Below are 527 nucleotides of genomic sequence, written 5' to 3' on the forward strand. Positions count from 1 at the left end.
GCCTCAGTGTTTGTTGCGGTGCCGTTTATTTTGTATCAGGTTTGGGCTTTTGTTGCGCCAGGTCTGTACAAGCACGAACGTCGTTTGATCATGCCATTGCTGTTTTCTAGCTCGTTGCTGTTTTACTGTGGCGTGGCCTTTGCGTATTACGTGGTATTTCCACTGGTATTTGGCTTCTTTACTGCGATTTCTCTCGGTGGGGTTGAGTTTGCGACCGATATTTCGAGCTACCTAGATTTTGTGCTGGCGCTGTTTATGGCGTTTGGTATTGCGTTCGAAGTGCCCGTGGCGATTATCCTACTTTGTTGGACTGGGGCGACCACGCCGCAAGACCTAAAAGAGAAGCGTCCATACATTATTGTGGCAGCGTTCGTTGTCGGCATGCTGCTGACGCCGCCAGACATGATTTCGCAGACGTTACTTGCGATCCCAATGTGTTTACTGTTTGAGGTTGGTCTGTTCTTTGCTCGTTTTTACACTCGTAAAGATGAGGAAGAAGAGGAGTAATCCTTCAGTTTTTCGACAGT

1 protein-coding gene is annotated in these 527 nt (G+C 48.0%); it reads left to right on the forward strand.

The features are described 5' to 3' along the window. Positions 1-507: twin-arginine translocase subunit TatC (gene tatC / locus R8O11_RS31055; protein ID WP_318195369.1), on the forward strand; the 507-nt coding region annotated here is incomplete at its 5' end. Positions 508-527 lie beyond the last annotated feature (20 nt).

The organism is Vibrio sp. 1288, assembly GCF_033344475.1.